The organism is Streptomyces boninensis (assembly GCF_048572725.1).
Lineage (GTDB): Bacteria > Actinomycetota > Actinomycetes > Streptomycetales > Streptomycetaceae > Streptomyces > Streptomyces boninensis.
Genome location: NZ_CP183837.1, coordinates 4,977,742 through 4,994,044 on the forward strand (window position 1 = coordinate 4,977,742; position 16,303 = coordinate 4,994,044).

The window sequence follows — 16,303 nt, forward strand, 5'->3', positions numbered from 1 at the left end:
TGCCGCAGCAGCCAGAGCGGCCGGCGAGGAGCGCGCGGTCCCGGTCGCGAGACTGCTCGCGCGGAGCTCCCCGGCTTAGAACGCTGCGGAGGCGACGGGACATGACGCGGCGCACCGATCCAGCGGAGGAAGAAGCGGTAGAGGCTTGGGCGTGACGCTCGTACGGCGGGATCATCCCCAGGATGTTCCTAGCGCCAGATGGGTCGAAGCTGCGTAACGTCGAACGGCTTTCGCCCTGTCTTGCCCCCGGGGAGAGCGATCACAGCGTGCAGGGCGCCTTTGATCAGTTCCCTCTTCTGGGTAAGGGTCTTCTGCTCCCATGCGGATCCGATGTCCGCCGTCACAGCTTCAGCCGCTGCCTTCATCGCGAGGTGCTTCGTCTGCTCTGCCCTGAGCTCCTTGACCCGACCATCCAGAGCAGGAAGGTTGCGGAAGAACGTCTCGTCGTCAACCTCCCCGTTCTGCCACCGCTGCTCTAGTGCGTTGCGTCGGCTCAGCGCGCCTTCCAACTCCGTCGTTCCTCCCCACTCGGGAAGGTCACCGGATCGTGACTCGGCGTCGCGCCGTAGCTTGGCCCTGACCAGCGCCTCGACGTGCTGATCGGTCTTGTCTCCCCGCTTGTACGTGCGGTTGCAGCCTCCGTCTACGGTCTTCTTGCACATGTAGGCGTGGTCGTACTTGAGCCAGTCGTTCGCCTTGATCCCGATCATCTTGTTGTTGCAGACCACGCCGTCGTCCAGCACGTTCCCGCAGCGCAAGATGCCCGTGAGCAGGTACTTGTGGACCAGTCCGCCGCGCGGCTGCCCGGTGCCGCCGCCACGCTTCCGGATTGTCGCGACGACCGCGAACCACTCCTTCGGGGTGATGATCGGCTCCCATTCGCCGACGACAGGTTGGTCATCACCATCGCGGACCAGCTCGCCCTTGATCTGGCGGTAGCCGCACAGTCGCGGATTCAAGAGCACCTGCTTGACCGTCTGGTACTGGAAGGGGTTGCCGCGACTCGTCAGGAACCCCGCGTACTTCCACTGTCGGGTGATCTCTGAGATCGCGGCACCCGCGAGTACATCCCGGACGGCCTTCCTGATCGCCTCGGCCTCTGCCAGCCGCAAACTCACCTTGTCGTCATCCCACCCGAAAGGGCGCCATGCTGCCGTGGACTGTCCGCGCAGCGCACGGTTCCGATGGCTCGTACGTGAGCGGCGCTGCTTCTTCCTGGTCTCCGCGAGCGACATCGCGACGCCCACGAGACCCTTGATCTCGAACCCCTCGGCGTAGAGGTCCTGGACGCCGTTGGAATCGTGGTAGACGCGATCCTCCTGCGTGGTGAACGCCTTCAGGAATCGCTCCCAATCCCCTGGGCGCCGGTATAGACGGTCATCGTTGATCGCCATAACACCATGGACGGGATACCCCTCGGGAGTCTGACCGGCCGCGAGATCCTTGAGCAGCTGCTCGAAGTCATCTCGGATGACCTCTTCCTTGCTCGCGCTCTTGTCGTTATCCGTGTAGCGGCAGACGACCATCCACCCGAGCTTGCGAGCCGTCTCCACCATCTCGCGGTGCTGGTCTTCGACTCCATGGGCATCCTTGACGCGGCCATCGAAGGAGATCCGCGCATAGGCGACCACACATCGCAGATCGGGATTCGCCGCGAGCATCCCGCGTACCTCGTCCACCGGAGGTAGGCCGTCAGGTGCCCCCCGAAGTCCACTCACCTTCTCGTCCCGAGATGTCATGCTGGAACCTCCTAGCCCCTTCTGGCCTGGTCTGACACCAACTCTACGCCGTTTGGCTTCTGTTGATGCTCTACTCATGAAGGTCTCCCATGACATCTGACGCGAGCACGGTGGCGCGATGGAGGAGATGGACGGGATGGACGAGGCGGAGATCGAGCAGGGTATGGCGGAGAAATCAAAGGAGTTCGCGGCGGCAGGAAACCGCGTATATCTGCCTATGGCGGACTGACTCTGTACAACCGCACCTCCTGAAGGATCCGACCGGTGGCCCGGCTGCGTCTGCGTTTACGGGCCGCCGGTCGGTCCTGTTAAGTTGCGAAGAGACGACAGGGGGGCGGCATGGGCGAGGATGACGAGGCAGGGGATCTTAGGAAGCGGGCTGAGCAGTTGCGGGAATGTGCCAGGGATGCGCGTTCTGTGGCGAAGCAACTCGGGCCGTATCTGGACAGCCCGGTGAAATGACGAGGCGAAGGCCAAGGGGAAAGACGGGGGCAACTAGTGGGTTTCCGCGGCTTCGAGCCGACGAAGCTGACCGCGCTGGCCAATCAGCTGGACGGCCTGGGCCGTAACTCCGGGAAACTGCACTCCCGGCTGGCGGCGGTGCTGACCACGGCACAGGCCAACCTCCCCTCCGGCCAGCCCGCTTCCCGCGACCCCGACCTCCAGGGCCTGTCGGCGACCTGGTCGTCGTACCGATCTTCGGCTGCAGCCGGCTGCCGGGCTCGCTGGCCGGCCACCTCGACGACATGCAGTCCTCCATGAAGCGCCGCATCAAGCAGCTGGAGGGCGTACGCGAGCTGGAGAAGCAGGGCTTCAAGGTCGACCAGAGCCTGGTCTTCGCGGACGCCAAGGCGCCGGACGAGAAGAAGATAAAGGAGGGCCTGAGCGCCCTGGAGGCTCTTGACGGCAAGGACTACGGGAACAACGGCAACCGGGGTGACCTCGAAGCGATACGGAAGAAGCTCGACGGACTGACGGCGGCGGAGCTGGATGTGCTCGTCGCGAAGGCGGATCCGAAGGATCTGGAGCGCTACGGGAAGCTCATGTCCGATACGGGCGACTCGTGGTTCACGCCCTTCGATACGAACGGGCTGAATGAGAACGACCGGCGGAAGCATCTCAGCGGGATGCTCGGCAAGATAAACCCGCAGACCGCGCCGCTGTTCAAGAGAAGAATCCGAAGTTCATCGAAGAGGGGATCAAGGAGAACCCCAACGGCACCGTCAGCGTCCGCATCTGGGACAAGGATGGCAAGTACGAGTGGGTGACCGTCGCCAAGGACCTGCCGTACCAGGGCGGGGACAACTTCGCGGCGTCGGGCGACGGTGACACCTGGCCCGCGTACTACGAGAAGGCCTTCGCGCTCCGCTACGAGGACGACGCGGACGGCTATTCCGGCATCGAAGCCGACAACCAAGAGCATGCCACAAGAAGTCCCACGACTCCGGCAAAGCGATCACGATCTCCACACCCTCCGGCGAGGACCTGGATGACAAGGGCAAGAATGAGTTGGGTCCGTCCTCCTCCGTGTCGCACGTCTTCTACGTGCGCGGCTTCACCGCCGACGGAAAGGTCATCCTGGGGAACCCGTGGGGGCACAAGGACTATCCGCCGATCACGGTGACGCAGGACCAGCTGGACAAGTACTTCGAAGCGGACCCGCACGCCTTTGAGGTGCCGAAATGAGCGAAGTGGACGAGACACCTGATATGCGCCCGAGCCGCGTGAAGTACCCGTTCGCGGACGGTGGACGGTGGACGGTGGTCGATCCGGGTCCGGATACCGAGCAGGATCTGGCACGACGGGCAGCGTCTCGCAGTACTGGCCACCACCACCTCGCGACCGGCCGTGGGTGGCGAGTGGCGGCCGTTGACCATGATGCCCGGATCGTGCTGGAGCGGGCTGACGACGACGGGGAGCGGGCGGATGCGTAAGTACATCGCGGGGGCGGTCGTCGCCGGCGCTCTTCTCGCGGCGGCCGGCTGCGGGGATGGCGAGGAAGTCGCGGCGCCGCCGAAGGACCAGGGGCCGCAGTGCGTCGGCAAGGATTCCGACGACGGGCTGCATGTGCTGCGCGGGGGCGGGTTTCTGCTGCCCGGTGGGGGCGGGGTTACGTACGCCAAGGCGAAGGCGGACGGGAAGACCCTTACCGCCGTGCTGGAAAGGGGTGTCGACGAGACGAAGACCGGACCCCAGCAGACAGTGGCCCTGCAGGACCGAGTGACATACGGCGGGCACGACTTCCAGGTCACCCAGATCTGTTCCTACCGCGTCGTGCTGCGGCCGGAAGCGGCTGCCGACCGGGCCGACGCCGCGGCCAAGCCGGTCGGCAAGGAACGCTGCTTCTCCACGAACCCGGAGGCGCGCGAAGCCGCGCGGCGAAGTATCGCGACGATTGGACGCTGGTCGACAGAGCGTCGACCGCCCCATGCCCATCGATCAGAGCGTGGTGCTGCGCAACATCGACTCCGACAGCCGGACCGCGCGCATCGCCGTGTCATGTGGCGGCGTGTCCGTGGGCTCCTTCGACCAGGTCGCGGTCGGCGACACCCTTGAGATCGGCGTCGTGGAGTACACCGTCGCCGAGGTTGCTGAACGGACCGTGGAGCTCAAACCCAAGGGCGTCTGAGGCCTGAGCGCCTCAATCCGGCGGTAGGGGCGTACGGCTCCACCCCTCCTCGATCTCCCGCCGCCGCTCCGCCGCGCGAGCGGCCTCGCGGGCTGTTCTGCGGCGGTCCAGCCAGGCCAGCAGGGCCCAGGTGAGGGCCCATTGGGCGGTCCACCTCAGGCAGTGGGACGCCCATTCCCACGTCCACAGGCGGTCGTCGCCGACCCAGGTCGCGACGGTGCCGACCACGACGCCCGTGGCGACGACCCATGCTGCCGTCAGCCACCACTTGCGTATCCCCACCCGGCTCGCCACCCCGTGAGACTAGCGGCTCCCTGAACTGGTCTCTGTGTCAGAAGCGTTGACAAGTGGCCAGGTGGACGCAACCCTGTGGTGCCTTGACTGCAAGAAATCGACGAAGTTTCGCAGAATTCTTACTAGCAAGTGCACTTCCTCGCCCCCACACAGCAGAGGACGACATGAGCCGCAAGGAACAGCACAGTCAACACGCGGGCCGCACCCGCCGACGTACCAGGCGCCGCCCCATAGCCATGGCGCTCGGTCTCGGGCTGGCGGCCGCCGCGCTCGTGCCGGTCGCCGCCGGCGCCGTCACCGATGACGGCGGCAGCAGCAGCGACGGCAGCAAGTCCAAAGCCGCCCAGCCGCTCGGCGCCAAGCTGCCCTACACCGAGTACGAGGCGGAGGACGGCACGTACAAGGGCAAGCTCCTGGAGGCCGAGCCCACCAGGCCGCACGGGAAGACCAACTTCGCCACCGAGTCGTCGGGCCGCAAATCCGTCCAGCTCGACGCCACCGGCGACAACGTGGAGTTCACCTCGAAGGCCGCGACCAACTCCATCGTCGTACGCAACTCCATCCCGGACGCCGCGGGCGGCGGCGGGCAGGAGAAGACGCTCAGCCTGTACGCGGACGGCGAGTTCGTGCAGAAGCTGAAGCTGTCCAGCAAGCACAGCTGGCTGTACGGCAGCACCGACGATCCGGAGGGGCTGACCAACAACCCCGGCGGCGATGCACGGAGACTCTTCGACGAGTCGCACGCGCTGCTGGAGAAGTCGTATCCGGAGGGCACGAAGTTCAAGCTGCAGCGCGACGAGGGCGACGACGCCGCGTACTACATCGTCGACCTCGTCGACCTGGAGCAGGTGGCGCCGCCCGCCGAGAAGCCGGCCGAGTGCACGTCCATCACCGAGTACGGGGCGAAGCCCGATGACGGCGAGGACGACACGAAGGCCATCCAGGACGCCGTGACCGCCGACCAGAAGGGCGACATCGAGTGCGTCTGGGTGCCGGCCGGCCAGTGGCGGCAGGAGCAGAAGATCCTCACCGATGACCCCGAGAACCGGGGCGACTACAACCAGGTGGGGATCCGGGACGTCACGCTCAAGGGCGCCGGGATGTGGCACTCGCAGTTCTACACGACGACCCCGCCGGACGAGGCGGGCGGCATCAACCACCCGCACGAGGGCAACTTCGGCTTCGACATCGACGACAACACGCAAATCTCCGATATCGCGATCTTCGGCTCCGGCACCATCCGGGGCGGCGACGGCGGTAAGGAGGGCGGCGTCGGGATCAATGGCCGGCTCGGCAAGGGCACCAAGATCAGCAACGTCTGGATCGAGCACGCCAATGTCGGCGCCTGGGTCGGCCGGGACTACTCCAACATCCCCGACCTGTGGAACCCGGGCAACGAGGTGCAGTTCAGCGGCATGCGCATCCGCAACACGTACGCGGACGGCGTGAACTTCACCAACGGCACGCACAACTCGACGGTCACCGACTCGTCCTTCCGGAATACGGGTGACGACGCCCTCGCCGTCTGGTCCAGCAAGTACGTCAAGGACCCGGCGACGGACACCGGCCACGACAACACCTTCAGCAACAACACCATCCAGCTGCCCTGGCGCGCGAACGGCGTGGCGGTCTACGGCGGCTCCGACAACACGATCGAGAACAACTCGATCTCCGACACGATGAATTACCCGGGCATCATGCTCGCCACGGATCACGACCCGACGCCGTTCGGCGGTACGACCACGATCAAGGGCAACGAGCTGAACCGCGCGGGCGGCGCCTTCTGGAACGCGGACCAGGAGTTCGGGGCGATCACACTCTTCGCCGCGAGCTCGGACATCCCCGGCGTCACCATCAGCGACACGGTGATCAACGACTCGACGTACGACGGCCTGCAGTTCAAGGGCGGCGGCGGCAATATGCCGGGCGTGAAGGTGTCGAACGTGAAGATCACCAAGTCCAACAACGGATCGGGGATCCTCGCGATGGCGAGCGCGCGGGGCGACGCGACGCTGACGGATGTCGAGATCAGCGGCTCGGGTGAGGAGGACATCACGATCGAACCGGGGTCTCAGTTCAAGGTCAACCAGTAACCGGCAACCAGTAACTCCCCCAGACCGCCGGGGTCCACTCCCACTGCACCCGGCCGGCCTGCCGCCCGCCCCGTCGCTGCGAAGACAGCGACGGGACCGGGCGGCATGTCCGTTCAGCCTCCGCCCCCCCTCCTGCCCGGCGGCGCAGCCGGAGGCAGGGCGATCATGACGGCACCGAGGTCGGGAAGCCGAGGTTGTCTGCGGCAGTGGCCAGCTCTTGGTCGTACGTGACGAATTCGGTGAGGTCGACGCGGAACGGGTCCGCGCTTGCCAGGTGGATGGCGTCCAGCGACCCGAGCCTGCCCGTGTGATACGACATCGCGCGGTGCAGCACCGTGCTGGTGAGGTCGACGAGATGCACGCCGCGCAGGGCTTGGCCCATGTGAAACGGGACGCTGCGGCGGTCCACTCCGGCCCGGAAGAGGGTGCGAGAGATCTCCAGCTGCGCCAGCTCACTGGTGACCAGTTCGGTGCCGGCCGGGAGGGCCGCGCGCCAGGCGCGCAGCGCTTCGGTCTCCTTCTCCTGCTTGATGAACTTCAGCAGCGCACAGGAATCGAGGTAGATCAACGGTTCCGCTCCCGGTCCCGGTCGGAGATGAGCAGGTCCGAGAGGCTTTCCGTGCCGGGGTGCAGATCCTCGGCCGCCAGCGTGATCTCCGGCATCCCCTGCTCCACCGGGGGTGTGACCTCGCCGGTGGCAATCATCTGCTGGAGCGTGCTGGGCAGCTCGGTTTCCGGGACCATGCGCAGCACGGGCTTGCCGCGATCGGTGACCAGTATCGGCACGCCGGCCCGCACCCGCGCCACGGCCTTCGACGGGTTCTGGTTCAGCTCGCGCAGCCCGATGGTTTCCATGACTCCAATGTACCTACATAACGTAGGTACAACAAGCGGGCCCGGCCGGCGCCGCCCATCGGGGACGCCGGCCGGGGGGCGGTGTGTCAGAGCGCGGACAGCGCCGTCTTCGCGAAGCCGTGGTCCTGCTCCGGGGTGCCGCCGCCGAGGCCGAGGGCGCCGATGAGGTGGCCGTCGCGGTGGATCGGGATGCCGCCTGCGATGAAGAGGAGGGGGCGGTCGAGGGCGGTGGGGAGGGTGTGGAAAGGGCCGTCGGGCTTGACCAGGTCGACCAGGTCGGCGGTTGCGGCGTTCAGCTGGAGGGCCGTGTATGCCTTACGGGTGCTGGTCTCGCCGGCGATCAGGACGGCGCGGTCGTCGCGGCGGAAGGCGAGCAGGTGGCCGCCGGCGTCGAGGACGGTGACCGCGACGGGGACGCCGGCGGCGGCCGCGGCCTGGTGGGCGGCGGTGACGAGGGTGTCGGCGTCGGTGGTGGAGAGAGGGCGGATGGCGGTGGGGGTGCTCATGAGGGGTTCTGCTCCAGGGAGTTGTGCTGATTACTTGCTTACGAGCGAGCCGGCGTCCGTACGGGGCTGTGCCCCCGTCACCACCCGGCTCTCGCGCGCCGCGGTGCGCCGCTCCAGCGCCGCCGACCAGAAGGCCAGCAGCAGCGCGGCGGCCGCGAGTAGCGCACCGACCCAGTTCGGGGCCGTGTAGCCGAGGCCGCCCGCGATGACCAGGCCGCCGAGCCAGGCGGCGATGGCGTTGCCGAGGTTGAAGGCGCCGATGTTCATCGCGGAGGCGAGCGTGGGGGCGCCCGCGGTCTGGTCGAGGACGCGCTTCTGCAGCGGCGGTACGGTCGCGAAGCCGAAGCCGCCGATCAGGAAGATGGCGATGGCGGCGAGCAGCTTGTTGTGGGCGGCGAAGGTGAAGAGGGCCAGGGTCGCGCCGAGGGCGGTCAGCGTCACGTACAGGAGCGGCATCAGGGCGCGGTCGGCGAACCGGCCGCCGATGAGGTTGCCCGCCACCATGCCGAGGCCGAAGAGGGCCAGGAGCCAGGTGACCGAGCCGTCGGCGTAGCCGGCGACGTCCGTCATCATCGGCGCGATGTAGGTGATGGCCGCGAAGACGCCGCCGAAGCCGAGGACGGTCATCGCCATGGCGAGCAGCGCCTGCGGGTTGCGGAGCGCGGTGACCTCGTTCCGTACGCTGACGCCTTCCGGCCGCGGCAGCTCGGGGATCAGCTTGGCGAGGCCGAAGAGGGCGACGACGCCGATCGCGGCGACGACGGCGAAGGTGGCGCGCCAGCCGATGTTGTGGCCGAGGAGGGTGCCGCCGGGGACGCCGACGACGTTGGCGACGGTCAGGCCGGTGAACATCAGGGAGATCGCGGCGGCCTTCTTCTGCGGCGCGACCAGGTTCGCGGCGACGACCGAGCCGATGCCGAAGAAGGCGCCGTGGGCGAGGGAGGCCACGATGCGGCCGGCGAGCATGAGGCCGAAGGCGGGGGCGAGGGCGGAGAGCAGATTGCCCGCGATGAAGAGGCCCATGAGGATCATGAGCATCTTCTTCCGGGCGACCCGCGCGCCGAGGATGGTGAGGATGGGCGCCCCGATGACCACGCCGAGCGCGTAGCCGGTGGTCAGGTAGCCGGCGGTGGGGATGGACACGTTGAAGTCGGCGGCCACGTCCGGGAGCAGGCCCATGACGACGAACTCGGTCGTACCGATACCGAAGGCGCCGATGGCGAGCGCCAGGAGTGCAATAGGCATGCGTTCACAATAATTGCAGACGCGGGATATTTGCAAGCGCGGGATATTGCACGTGTGAGGTATCCTGGCCGTACGGGCTGGACAGAGCCGCCCAGCGCGTGAACCGTCACAAGGAGGTCGGTCCCATGAGCGCGTCCGAGGAACAGCTGAAAGGCCTGGCGCAGGGCTGGTCGGCGCTGGGCGCGCTGCATGCGCGCATCGAGGCGCGGATCGAGAAGGTGCTGCAAAGCGAGCACCGCCTCTCCGCCCGCGAATACTCGGTGCTGGACGTCCTCAACCAGCAGGACGACTTCCACCTCCGTATGAACCAGCTCGCCGACATGGTCGTCCTCAGCCAGAGCGCCACGACGCGGCTGGTCACGCGGCTGGAGGAGCGGGGGCTGCTGTCGCGCTACCTGTGCGCGACGGACCGGCGCGGGATCTACACCGAGGTGACGCCGGCGGGGCGCGAGCTGCTGGCGCAGGCGCGGCCGGGGTATCAGGCGGCGCTGCGGGAGGCGCTGGACGAGGCGGCGGCGAAGAAGCCGGAGTTCGCGCCGCTGGTCGCGGCGGTGGAGAAGATCGAGGTGCCGGTGGGGGCGTAGGTCGCTCCGGCGGGGGTGAAGGCGCGGGCGTAGCCTCGGCGGCATGTCCGACCTCGAGATACGCCCCGCCACGCGCGCCGACATCCCCGACATCGTCGCCATGCTCGCGTACGACCCCATCGCCGCGCAGCGCGAGTCCCCCGACGACCTCACGCCGTACAACACCGCCTTCGACCGGCTCGCCGACGACCCGAACCAGCACCTCGTCGTCGCCGTCCGCGACGGCCGTACGGTCGGCACCCTGCAGCTGACGATCATCCCGGGCCTGTCCCGGCAGGGCACGATCCGCTCGATCGTCGAAGCCGTCCGCATCCACCACACGGAGCGGGGCTCCGGGCTCGGCACGGAGCTGATGGAGTGGGCGGAGCAGGAGTCGCGCCGCCTGGGCTGCGCACTGGTCCAGCTCACCTCGGACGCGCGCCGCGAGGACGCCCATCGCTTCTACGAGCGGCTCGGGTACGAGGCGACGCATGTGGGGTTCAAGAAGCAGCTTTGAGGTCGGGAGAGGAGCTTGACGGTGGGTGGTGCGGTGAAGGTGCGGATTGGGGACGGGGAGCGGCGGGCGCGGGTCGGGGTGCGGCAGGCGCTTGCTGCAACGGCGCGGGTGGGTACGGCTGTTGCCGCTGCCGATGCCGTCGTGGCGCTGCATGCGACCGATGCCGCCACCGTCTTCATCTCCGCTTGTGCTCGGATGCGCGAGCCGTCCGTCGGCGCCGTCGAGCGGGCGCTCTACGACGACGTGCAGCTCGTCAAGCTGCTTGCCATGCGGCGGACGATCTTTGCCGTGAGCGCCGAGCTCGCCCCGTACGTCGACGCCGCCGCGGCCCGCGCCATCGCCGCCAAGGAGCGCAAGACGCTGCTGAAGCACCTGAGCGAGTGGAACGGCCTCGACGAAGCCTGGCTCGCCGAGGCCGAGAAGGCCGCGTATGCCGTACTGGAGGAGAAGGGCGAGGCGACCGGCGTGGAGATTTCCGCGGCGGCGCCCATTCTCCGTACGAAGATCACCGTCTTTCCCGGGTCGCGGCAAGAAGCCGAACAGGGCGTCGCCACCCGCGTGCTGCGGATGCTCGCCGTCGACGGGCACATCCGGCGGGGGCGGCCGCGGGGGTCGTGGACGTCGAGTCAGTTCCGGTGGACGGCGGGGGCGGAGTATCCGCCGCTGCCGGTCGGCGAGGCGCAGGCGGAGGTGGCGCGGCGATGGCTGCGGGCGTACGGGCCCGGCACCGAGGCGGACTTCAAGTGGTGGTCGGGGTGGACGCTCACCGCGGTGCGGGCGGCCTTCAAGGCCGTCGGCGTCGAGGAGGTCGAGCTGGAGTCGGGGGCGACGGGTTATGTCCTCGCCGGTGATGCGGAGGCCACTGCCCCCGCCGAGCCGTGGGCGGCGCTGCTGCCCGGCCTCGACCCGACGCCGATGGGCTGGCAGGACCGCGGCTTCTTCCTCGCGCCCGAGCACCGCGCCGCCCTCTTCGACCGGGCGGGGAACGTCGGCCCGACCGTGTGGTGGAACGGCGAGATCGTCGGCGGCTGGGCGCAGCGCGCTGACGGCGAGGTGGTGTGGCGGCTCTTCACGGACGTGGGGCGGGATGCCGTCGCCGCGATCGAGGCGGAGGCGGCGCGGCTCGCGGGGTGGGTCGGGGAGGCGCGGGTGACGCCGCGGTTCCGGACGCCGCTGGAGCGGGAGCTGGCTGGTTGAGGCTTCGGCTCTGAGGTGGGCTGTGGATAACTCGAGGGGCCGAGGGTGGTGTCCCTGTCCCTGCCCCTGTCCCTGCGACACCCCTCCGCCGCCCCCGAATCCCGCTGGCGGCGCCGGCCCGCCCCCTGGTAATACGGCCGCATGACCAGCCACGTCCAGCCCCCGTCACCGGAGCGCGCCCCCCTCCTCCCCGCCACCCGCCGCGCCCTCCTCCACCGCATCGCCACCGCCCAGACCGAGGGCCGCACCCCCTCCCTGGCCGCCGCCGTCGTACGGGACGGCGCCCTGGTGTGGGACGGGGGCCGGACCTCCGTCGACGGGCACGGCCCGGATGCCGACACCCAGTACCGCATCGGCTCGATCACCAAGACCCTCACCGCCGTGCTGGTGCTGCGGCTACGCGACGAGGGCCTCGTCGACCTCGCCGACCCGCTCGACAAGCACCTCCCCGGCACCCAGCACGGCACGGCCACCCTCGCCCAGCTGCTCTCGCACACCTCGGGCCTGGCCGCCGAGCCCCGCGGCCCGTGGTGGGAGCGGACCGACGGCGGGCTCCGCCCCGACGTCGAGGCGCTGTACGAGGACCGCCCCGCCGTCCACCCGCCGGGCCGCCGCCACCACTACTCCAATACGGGCTACGCCTACCTCGGCGCCCTGGTCGCCCGCCTGCGCGGAGCCCCGTACGAAGAGGTCCTGCGCACCGAGGTGCTGCAGCCGCTCGGCATGAACCGCACCACGCCCAGCCCCGAGGCGCCGCACGCCGGCGGCTGGGCGGTGCACCCCTGGGCGGACGTCATGCAGCCCGAACCCCTCACCGAGACCGGCGTGATGGGCCCGGCCGGCCAGTACTGGTCCACCACCGCCGACCTCGCCCGCTGGGCCGCCTTCCTCGCCGCGGGCGACGACCGGGTGCTGCCGGCGGCAACGCTCGCCGAGATGCGCGAGCCGGCCGCGGCGCCGGAGGAGGGGGACTGGGACGGTTCGTACGGGCTCGGCATCCAGCTGGTCCGCGACGCCGGCCGGGACCGGCTGCTCGCCGGGCACTTCGGGTCGATGCCGGGGTTCCTGGCCGGGGTGCTGATCGATGTGGAGGAGGGGGTGGGCGCGGTGGCGCTGACCAATGTGACCTCCGGGCCCGCGATCGGCGGCCTCACCGCCGACCTGATCCGCATCGTCGCCGAGCACGAGCCGAAGATCCCCGAGCCGTGGCGGCCGATGCCCGCCGCGGAGGCCGAGGACGCGGAGCTGCTCGCCCTCACCGGGCCCTGGTACTGGGGCGCCAACCCCTTCGCGCTGCGCCTGCACGCCGGCCGCGCCCTCGACCTCGCCCCGCTCGGCGGCCGCGGCCGCGCCTCCCGCTTCCGCCCGGAGCCGGACGGCACCTGGACCGGCCTCGACGGCTACTACACCGGCGAGACCCTCCGCCCGGTCCGTACGGAAGACGGCCGCATCAGCCATTTCGACCTGGGCACCTTCGTGTTCACGCGCGAGCCGTACGACCCTCAGGCGCCGGTGCCGGGCGGGACGGAGGGATGGCGGGGGCTCTGACGCCGCTCAGAAAGACTCCGGACCGAAGCGGCCCCAGGCGATGACCGCCGCCAGCCCGAGGTAGAAGAAGTTCAGCGCGACGAAGCCCACCTCGCCGCGCCGCCCGTGGGTGATCATCGCGCCGATCATCAGCGCCACCCACGCGGCGGCGGTCACCGGCACCAGCGTCGGCGCGATGCTCAGCACCGCGGGCAGGATCAGCCCGGCCGCGGCCAGCAGCTCCAGCACGCCCAGGGACTTCACGAAGCCGTCGCTCGCGTCCCCGGTCCAGCCGCCGCCGTGCGCCGCGGCCAGCTTCTGCCTGGGTACGAGGGTCTTGCTGAGGCCGCCGGCCAGGGCGACGGTGGCCAGCGTTCCGGCGGCGATCCACAGCGCGAGATTCATGGTCAGCTCCTTGGTGAAAACCTGCCTGCATACCTCGGGACGAGGCAGCTCGACCGCCTGTGACATGCTCGGAGCAGCACGGGGAGGAGCCCGCATGAGCACCGGCATGAGCAAGGACCAGGAGTTCGAGAAGCTGCGGCCGCTGCTGTTCTCGATCGCGTACCGCATGCTGGGCAGCGTCGCCGAGGCCGAGGACGCGGTGCAGGACACCTGGCTGCGGTACGCGGAGACGACGACCGAGCCGAAGTCGCTCAAGGCCTTCCTGTCCACGACCGTCACGCGGATCTCCATCGACGTGCTGCGCTCGGCGCGGGTGCGGCGGGAGGCGTACACCGGGACCTGGTTCCCGGAGCCGCTGCTCGAGGACCCGTATCAGGACCCGCAGCGGTCGGCGGAGCTGGCGGATTCGGTGTCGGTGGCGGCGCTGGTGCTGCTGGAGCGGTTGAGTCCGCTGGAGCGGGCGGTGTTCGTGCTGCGGGAGGTGTTCGCCTTCGGGTATCCGCAGGTCGCGGAGGCCGTGGAGCGGTCGGAGTCGGCGGTCAGGCAGCTGGCGGTGCGGGCGCGGCGGCACATGGATGCCGGGCGGCCGCGGTTCGAGGCCAGCCGGGAGGAGCAGCAGGAGCTCGCGGCGCGGTTCTTCGAGGCGCTGCGGGAAGGCGAGGTCGAGGGGCTGCGGAAGCTGCTCGCCGCGGACGTGCAGATGGTCGGCGACGGCGGCGGCAAGGGGCCGCAGCTGGCGCGCGGGCTGGCGGGGGCGGAGCCGGTTTCGAAGCTGCTGGCGGCGTTCTTCCCCGCGGTGTTCAGCATCGATGTCACGTACGAGCTGCGCGAGATCAACGGCCAGGCGGGTGCCATCCTGCGCGACCGGGACGGCAAGGTCATCAACACCGTCGTCCTGGAGGTGGGCGAGGGCCGGATCCAGGCCATCCGCTCGGTCACCAACCCGGACAAGCTGGGCCACCTCGGCGAGGTGGCGGACGGCTGGGCGATCGACCGGGAGGTACGGGAGGCGCGGCGGGAGCTGATGGGGCACTGAGGCAGCCCGGCTACCCGTCGCGCCGCAGCGCCACCCGCGTCCAGTGCACCCCGGGCCGCCGCCGCCAGTCCTCGTGCGCGCCCTGCTCCAGGAGCGCGAGCCCGCAGGCCGCCCCGAGCTCCACCGTCTCCGCCCCGCTGACCTCGTACATCCGCCGCCCCTCCGGCACCGGGCCGTGCCGCAGCGTCATGAGGATCGTGCCGCCGGGCGCGAGGAGATCGGCGAGGCGCCGCATGCCGCGCCGCCGCTCGCCGGCGTCCAGGTGCATCCATACGGCGCTGAGGTGGATGCAGTCGTACGGGCCCTGGACCGCGGCGAGTTCGGGGAGGGCGTCCTCGATCCAGGTGATGCCGAGGCCGGGGTGGAGGCGCTGGGCGTGGGCGCGCAGGCCGTCGGTCGGTTCGACGGCGGTGACGGTGTGGCCGCGCTCGGCGAGGCCGGCGGCGTCGCGCCCGGTGCCGGCGCCGACTTCCAGGATGCGGGCGGGGGTTACGGGGAAGAGGTGCAGGTCGGTGTCGGCGTGGGCCTCGGCGAAGGTGCGGCCCTGATAGCGGACGGCGAGCTCGTCCGCCTCTTCCTCGTAACCGGCGTTACTGGCCAGCCGCATCCTTCAGCACCCCCGGCAGCTCGTCCATGTGATGGAACAGCACCGTACCGGGCCCCTCCAGCCAGCCGGCAGGGGAAAGACCGCCCGCGAAGCCGAACGCCCGCATCCCGGCCGCCCGCGCCGCCTGCACCCCGTACTGGCTGTCCTCCACGACCGCGCAGACGGCCGGGTCGTATCCCATCCGGTCGGCGGCGTGCAGGAAGAGGTCGGGGGCGGGTTTGCCGTGGGCGACCTCGGAGGCGGAGTAGATGCGGCCGGCGAAGCGGTCGTAGAGGCCGGTGCGGCCGAGGGTGCCGCGCATCTTTTCGTGCCCGCCGCTGGAGGCGACGCAGGTGGGGAGCCCGGCGTCGGCGATGGCGTCGAGGGCCGCGACGACGCCCTCGACGGCCTGCAGCCCGTCGAGCCCGGCCGCGAACCGCTCCCGGTAGCGCCGCTGCCACAGCTCCGCCCGCTCCGGGCCGAGCCGGGCGTCGAGGATCTCCCGTACGGAAGCGGTGGACTTGCCCATGAAGAGGTCGACGATCTCGCTCTCGGTGAGCTCCCACCCGAGCTCGTGGGCGACCTCCAGGTCGATACGGACGGCGAGCCGCTCGGTGTCGACGAGGACGCCGTCGCAGTCGAAGATGACCAGTTCAATGGGCTTGGAGAGCTGAGGCTCCTGATTCTGCACGGGCATGGGTGCGAGGGTAGGTCACACCACGGTGCTCGTGACCAGCAGCGTCGCGCCCGTGTCCGAGTGCGGGGAGTGGCTGGTGCCCTTGTCGAGGATGACGTAGTCGCCCTCGCGGTGCAGGCGGCCCTCGTCGACGAGGGTGCCGCTGAGGACGTAATAGCGCTCCTCGCCCTCGTGCAGATCGACGCCCGGCCACTGCGCGCCGGGCGCCCATTCCACGATCCAGGCGGAGTTGTGCGGGGTCTCCGGCAGGACGCGGGCCCGTACGCCGGGGCCGACCTGCGACCAGGGGAGGTCGCCGGTGCTGACGTACTGAACGTCGTCGGTCGGGTGCTTGATGTGCTGCTGCGTCTCGGTCATGCGCACCAGCCTGCCGGTCGGCCGCGGCCGCCCCCAGTGACAGCTCTGACATCTGTG

Annotated in this window: 21 protein-coding genes; 11 read left to right on the top strand and 10 right to left on the bottom strand. The window is 69.6% G+C overall.

Annotated features, from left to right (window positions below):
• Positions 1-188 precede the first annotated feature (188 nt).
• Complete coding sequence (locus ACNNMR_RS22630; RefSeq protein ID WP_419996492.1) at positions 189-1,679, bottom strand: recombinase family protein; 1,491 nt, start codon at positions 1,677-1,679, stop codon at positions 189-191.
• 558 nt (positions 1,680-2,237) lie between these two features.
• On the opposite strand from ACNNMR_RS22630, the gene ACNNMR_RS22635 reads away from it, so the two are divergent.
• The 5 genes from ACNNMR_RS22635 to ACNNMR_RS22655 all read left to right on the top strand — a co-directional run bounded on the left by ACNNMR_RS22635 (position 2,238) and on the right by ACNNMR_RS22655 (position 4,368).
• Positions 2,238-2,501: a hypothetical protein gene (locus ACNNMR_RS22635; protein WP_419996493.1), complete on the top strand. Its 264-nt coding sequence runs from the start codon at positions 2,238-2,240 to the stop codon at positions 2,499-2,501.
• Positions 2,498-3,007: a hypothetical protein gene (locus tag ACNNMR_RS22640; protein ID WP_419996494.1), complete on the top strand. Its 510-nt coding sequence runs from the start codon at positions 2,498-2,500 to the stop codon at positions 3,005-3,007. Before ACNNMR_RS22635 ends, ACNNMR_RS22640 begins: the two co-directional genes overlap by 4 nt.
• 259 nt (positions 3,008-3,266) lie before the next feature.
• Positions 3,267-3,425 carry a hypothetical protein gene (locus ACNNMR_RS22645; RefSeq protein WP_419996495.1) on the top strand — a complete coding sequence of 53 codons (159 nt, stop codon included), beginning with the start codon at positions 3,267-3,269 and terminating at the stop codon, positions 3,423-3,425.
• Entirely contained in the window at positions 3,422-3,673 is a 252-nt protein-coding gene (locus tag ACNNMR_RS22650; RefSeq protein WP_419996496.1) for a hypothetical protein, read from the top strand. Before ACNNMR_RS22645 ends, ACNNMR_RS22650 begins: the two co-directional genes overlap by 4 nt.
• 494 nt (positions 3,674-4,167) lie before the next feature.
• The gene (locus tag ACNNMR_RS22655; RefSeq protein WP_419996497.1) at positions 4,168-4,368 is read left to right on the top strand and encodes a hypothetical protein; all 201 of its coding nucleotides are present in this window, start codon (positions 4,168-4,170) and stop codon (positions 4,366-4,368) included.
• A gap of 12 nt (positions 4,369-4,380) precedes the next feature.
• Here the strand turns inward: ACNNMR_RS22655 and ACNNMR_RS22660 are convergent, their stop codons facing one another.
• Positions 4,381-4,662, bottom strand: coding sequence for a hypothetical protein (locus tag ACNNMR_RS22660; RefSeq protein WP_419996498.1), 282 nt, complete (start codon positions 4,660-4,662; stop codon positions 4,381-4,383).
• Between the two features lie 236 nt (positions 4,663-4,898).
• On the opposite strand from ACNNMR_RS22660, the gene ACNNMR_RS22665 reads away from it, so the two are divergent.
• The gene (locus ACNNMR_RS22665; RefSeq protein WP_420000441.1) at positions 4,899-6,755 is read left to right on the top strand and encodes a glycosyl hydrolase family 28-related protein; all 1,857 of its coding nucleotides are present in this window, start codon (positions 4,899-4,901) and stop codon (positions 6,753-6,755) included.
• Between the two features lie 163 nt (positions 6,756-6,918).
• Here ACNNMR_RS22665 and ACNNMR_RS22670 read toward each other — a convergent pair whose 3' ends face one another.
• From ACNNMR_RS22670 to ACNNMR_RS22685, 4 genes are all read right to left on the bottom strand, one after another.
• Positions 6,919-7,323, bottom strand: a complete 405-nt coding sequence (locus ACNNMR_RS22670) for a type II toxin-antitoxin system VapC family toxin (RefSeq protein ID WP_419996499.1) — start codon at positions 7,321-7,323, stop codon at positions 6,919-6,921.
• Positions 7,320-7,610, bottom strand: coding sequence for a type II toxin-antitoxin system Phd/YefM family antitoxin (locus ACNNMR_RS22675; RefSeq protein WP_419996500.1), 291 nt, complete (start codon positions 7,608-7,610; stop codon positions 7,320-7,322). Before ACNNMR_RS22675 ends, ACNNMR_RS22670 begins: the two co-directional genes overlap by 4 nt.
• Before the next feature lie 86 nt (positions 7,611-7,696).
• The gene (locus ACNNMR_RS22680; RefSeq protein WP_419996501.1) at positions 7,697-8,116 is read right to left on the bottom strand and encodes a GlcG/HbpS family heme-binding protein; all 420 of its coding nucleotides are present in this window, start codon (positions 8,114-8,116) and stop codon (positions 7,697-7,699) included.
• Between the two features lie 30 nt (positions 8,117-8,146).
• Positions 8,147-9,361 (bottom strand): MFS transporter, encoded by a 1,215-nt coding sequence (locus ACNNMR_RS22685; RefSeq protein WP_419996502.1) that lies wholly within the window; start codon positions 9,359-9,361, stop codon positions 8,147-8,149.
• Positions 9,362-9,486: 125 nt separating this feature from the next.
• Here ACNNMR_RS22685 and ACNNMR_RS22690 point away from each other — a divergent pair, with 125 nt between their 5' ends.
• From ACNNMR_RS22690 to ACNNMR_RS22705, 4 genes are all read left to right on the top strand, one after another.
• Positions 9,487-9,945: a MarR family winged helix-turn-helix transcriptional regulator gene (locus tag ACNNMR_RS22690; protein ID WP_419996503.1), complete on the top strand. Its 459-nt coding sequence runs from the start codon at positions 9,487-9,489 to the stop codon at positions 9,943-9,945.
• Between the two features lie 43 nt (positions 9,946-9,988).
• Positions 9,989-10,441 carry a GNAT family N-acetyltransferase gene (locus ACNNMR_RS22695; protein WP_419996504.1) on the top strand — a complete coding sequence of 151 codons (453 nt, stop codon included), beginning with the start codon at positions 9,989-9,991 and terminating at the stop codon, positions 10,439-10,441.
• 21 nt (positions 10,442-10,462) lie between these two features.
• Entirely contained in the window at positions 10,463-11,638 is a 1,176-nt protein-coding gene (locus ACNNMR_RS22700; RefSeq protein ID WP_419996505.1) for a winged helix DNA-binding domain-containing protein, read from the top strand.
• Positions 11,639-11,779: 141 nt separating this feature from the next.
• Positions 11,780-13,186, top strand: a complete 1,407-nt coding sequence (locus ACNNMR_RS22705) for a serine hydrolase domain-containing protein (RefSeq protein WP_419996506.1) — start codon at positions 11,780-11,782, stop codon at positions 13,184-13,186.
• A 6-nt stretch (positions 13,187-13,192) separates the two neighbouring features.
• Here the strand turns inward: ACNNMR_RS22705 and ACNNMR_RS22710 are convergent, their stop codons facing one another.
• A complete protein-coding gene (locus ACNNMR_RS22710; protein ID WP_419996507.1) occupies positions 13,193-13,570 on the bottom strand; it encodes a DoxX family protein in 378 nt (125 codons plus the stop codon).
• Between the two features lie 106 nt (positions 13,571-13,676).
• Here ACNNMR_RS22710 and ACNNMR_RS22715 point away from each other — a divergent pair, with 106 nt between their 5' ends.
• Complete coding sequence (locus ACNNMR_RS22715; RefSeq protein WP_420000442.1) at positions 13,677-14,606, top strand: RNA polymerase sigma-70 factor; 930 nt, start codon at positions 13,677-13,679, stop codon at positions 14,604-14,606.
• A 10-nt stretch (positions 14,607-14,616) separates the two neighbouring features.
• On the opposite strand, the gene ACNNMR_RS22720 is transcribed toward ACNNMR_RS22715, so the two are convergent.
• The 3 genes from ACNNMR_RS22720 to ACNNMR_RS22730 are packed head-to-tail and all read right to left on the bottom strand — an operon-like array spanning position 14,617 to position 16,246.
• Positions 14,617-15,213, bottom strand: a complete 597-nt coding sequence (locus tag ACNNMR_RS22720; protein WP_419996508.1) for a class I SAM-dependent methyltransferase — start codon at positions 15,211-15,213, stop codon at positions 14,617-14,619.
• Positions 15,197-15,889, bottom strand: a complete 693-nt coding sequence (locus ACNNMR_RS22725; RefSeq protein ID WP_419996509.1) for an HAD family hydrolase — start codon at positions 15,887-15,889, stop codon at positions 15,197-15,199. Before ACNNMR_RS22725 ends, ACNNMR_RS22720 begins: the two co-directional genes overlap by 17 nt.
• 15 nt (positions 15,890-15,904) lie before the next feature.
• A complete protein-coding gene (locus tag ACNNMR_RS22730) occupies positions 15,905-16,246 on the bottom strand; it encodes a cupin domain-containing protein (RefSeq protein WP_419996510.1) in 342 nt (113 codons plus the stop codon).
• Positions 16,247-16,303: the final 57 nt, after the last annotated feature.